At 71.0% G+C, this 2,871-nt stretch carries 2 protein-coding genes; both read left to right on the top strand.

The window, feature by feature from the left end; translation table 11 throughout:
* Nucleotides 1-437 precede the first annotated feature (437 nt).
* Complete coding sequence (gene plsX, locus FV228_RS25630; RefSeq protein ID WP_147857119.1) at nucleotides 438-1,472, top strand: phosphate acyltransferase PlsX; 1,035 nt, start codon at nucleotides 438-440, stop codon at nucleotides 1,470-1,472.
* Between the two features lie 384 nt (nucleotides 1,473-1,856).
* The gene (locus FV228_RS25625; protein ID WP_147857118.1) at nucleotides 1,857-2,849 is read left to right on the top strand and encodes a beta-ketoacyl-ACP synthase III; all 993 of its coding nucleotides are present in this window, start codon (nucleotides 1,857-1,859) and stop codon (nucleotides 2,847-2,849) included.
* Nucleotides 2,850-2,871: the final 22 nt, after the last annotated feature.

The following is a 2,871-nucleotide window of genomic DNA, read 5'->3' as shown; positions in this document are numbered from 1 at the left end:
CCCGCGGCGCAGGCCACAGGCTCAGGTGCCAACGATCCGACAGTCGCCGCCGGCTCTGGGGTGGCCACCCCAGAGCCGGCATCCCTCGCGGGACAGGGGCAATCTGACATGATTCGCTAATACAAGGGGCCGGAGCGCAGCGGAGGCCTCGAAGGAGCCCTCCAGCCGGCCGCGCGATCCCTGGAGATCTCCTTCGAGGCTCGCTGCGCTCGTACCTCAGGATGAGGAGGGTGGACGGGATCGCTCGCAGAAGCAGAAGCCCCCGCAGAGCCCCAGCCCGGCCCGCCCCGAAACAATTGCCTGACCCGTCCGGCCCGATTTCATTTGCCCGGCGGGCCTGTATCGCTATGGTCCGGCGCGCCCGGCGGGCGGCCCTCATCCGTCCCGCCGCCGTTCCCGCCGCCGTTCCCCCTGCCGAGACCGCGACCCGCAAAGACATGTCCCAACGCGTGTGCATCTCGCTCGACGCCATGGGCGGCGACCACGGGCCCTCGACCGTCGTGCCCGGCGCCGCCCTGGCCCGCGAGCGCCATCCCGACATGACCTTCCTGCTGTTCGGCGACGAGGCGGTGATCGCCCCGCTGGTCGCCAAGGAACCGCGGCTGAAGGACTGCGTCGAGATCCGCCACACCACCGTGGCCGTGGCCATGGACGACAAGCCCAGCCAGGCGGTGCGCCAGGGCCGGGGCAAGTCCTCGATGTGGCAGGCGATCCAGGCGGTGCGGGACGGGCAGGCCGACGCCTGCGTGTCGGCCGGCAACACCGGCGCCCTGATGGCGATGTCGAAGATCTGCCTCAAGACCATGTCGGGCATCGAGCGCCCGGCGATCGCGTGCCTGTGGCCCACCGTGCGCGGCGAGAGCGTCGTGCTCGATGTCGGCGCCACCATCGGCACCGATGCCGAGCACCTGGTCGAGATGGCCGTGATGGGCTCGGCCATGGCCCGCATCGTGTTCGACCTCGACAAGCCGACCGTGGGCCTGCTCAACGTCGGCACCGAGGAGATGAAGGGCAACGAGGCGGTCAAGGAAGCCGCGCGGCTGCTGCGCGAGATGGAGAGCACGCGGCTCACCTATCACGGCTTCGTCGAGGGCACGGATCTCGGGCGCGGCACCGTCGACGTGGTCGTGACGGAAGGTTTCACGGGAAACATCGCGCTCAAGACCGCCGAAGGCACCGCCAAGCAGATCGGCAGCTACCTGCGCTCGGCCATGACCCGGACGCTCTCGGCCAAGATCGGCGCGCTGTTCGCCCGGCAGGCGTTCAAGGCCCTGAAGGACAAAATGAACCCGAGCCGTGCCAACGGCGGCGTGTTCCTCGGCCTGGAGGGCATTGTCATCAAGAGCCACGGCTCGGAGAACGCGCAAGGGTTCGCCGCCGCGATCGACCTGGCCCACGACATGGCCCGCCACGACATGATCCGCACGATCCGCGAGATGCTCGACCAGACGGCGGTCCTGGCGCCGGCGTGATGTTTTTGCCTTTGGCCGTGGCGTGTCCCACGACGCTCGAACCTCCTCCCCGTCATTCCGGGGCGCCGCAGGCGAGCCCGGAACCCAGAACCGCCGACGCTGCAAGACCTTGATCTGTCGGCGGCTCTGGATTCCGGGTTCCTCTGCGCGGCGCCGGAATGACAGGGTGATCAGGAGTCTCGGGGTCGCTCCTCCGATCACCGAACCTGGCCGGGGCGGCCCTGGACGACCTGCGATCGCGCGGGTGGCCAGCCCGCTGTCCGCGCGCTCACCGCGGAGGTCGGATCCCTATCTCGGCTCCGCGTGTTCAAACGGATAGGATTCGGACGTTCGGGGCGACACACCTGAGAAGTGTGAAGCCGGCGGCGTCCGGGAAGGAAAGCGATGTCAGCCCTCCGCACAGAGTCTCCGCAGGCGCCGCGCTCGGTGGTGGTCGGGACCGGGTCGAGCCTGCCCGCGCAGGTCGTGACCAACGCCGCCCTGACCGAGCGGGTCGACACCTCGGACGAATGGATCGTCCAGCGCACCGGCATCCGCCAGCGCCACATCGCCGACGTGAGCGAGACCACCGCGGTGCTCGGCGCCCGGGCCGCGCAGGCCGCCCTGGACGATGCCGGCCTCACCGCCGACGACATCGACCTCGTGATCTGCGCGACCTCGACGCCGGACCACACCTTCCCGGCCACCGCCACCGAGATCCAGGCGGCGCTCGGCATCCATCGGGGCGCGGCCTTCGACCTGCAGGCGGTCTGCGCCGGCTTCGTGTTCGCGGTCTCCACGGCCGACAAGTTCCTGACCACCGGCTCGGCCCGCCGGGCCCTGGTGATCGGGGCGGAGACGTTCTCGCGCATCGTCGACTGGGAGGACCGCACCACCTGCGTGCTGTTCGGCGACGGCGCCGGGGCGGTGGTGCTGGAGGCGCGGGCCGATGCGGGCGAGCGCGGCGTCCTCTGCGCCAGCCTGCGCTCGGACGGGCGGCACCGGGACAAGCTCTACGTCGATGGCGGGCCGGGCTCCACCGGGACCACCGGGCACCTGCGCATGGAGGGCCGCGAGGTGTTCCGGTTCGCGGTCGGGCAGGTCGCCGACGTGATCGCGGACGCGTTCGCGCAGGCCGGCGTCACGGCCGCCGACCTCGACTGGTTCGTGCCGCACCAGGCCAACCGCCGGATCATCGAGGCCTCGGCCGACAAGCTCGGGATCGCCCGGGAGAAGATCGTCCTGACCGTGGACCGCCACGGCAACACCTCGGCCGCCTCGATCCCCCTGGCCCTCGACGTGGCGCGGCGGGACGGCCGCATCCAGCCCGGCGACCTCGTGATGATCGAGGCGATCGGGGGCGGCTTCAGCTGGGGGGCGGCGCTGATCCGCTGGTGACGCGGCACGGCCTCAGGTGGCC

The sequence above is a fragment of the Methylobacterium sp. WL18 genome, from assembly GCF_008040015.1.
In the GTDB taxonomy this organism is placed as follows: Bacteria; Pseudomonadota; Alphaproteobacteria; order Rhizobiales; family Beijerinckiaceae; genus Methylobacterium; species Methylobacterium mesophilicum.
Note: the sequence above shows the minus strand (reverse complement) of the source record. Positions and strands in the feature narration are given on the sequence as shown.

Bases quoted from the DNA above. Each gene is read 5' to 3' on its own strand.
- plsX (WP_147857119.1), top strand. From the start codon at position 438: ATGTCCCAACGCGTGTGCATCTCGCTCGACGCCATGGGCGGCGACCAC.
- FV228_RS25625 (WP_147857118.1), top strand. From the start codon at position 1,857: ATGTCAGCCCTCCGCACAGAGTCTCCGCAGGCGCCGCGCTCGGTGGTG.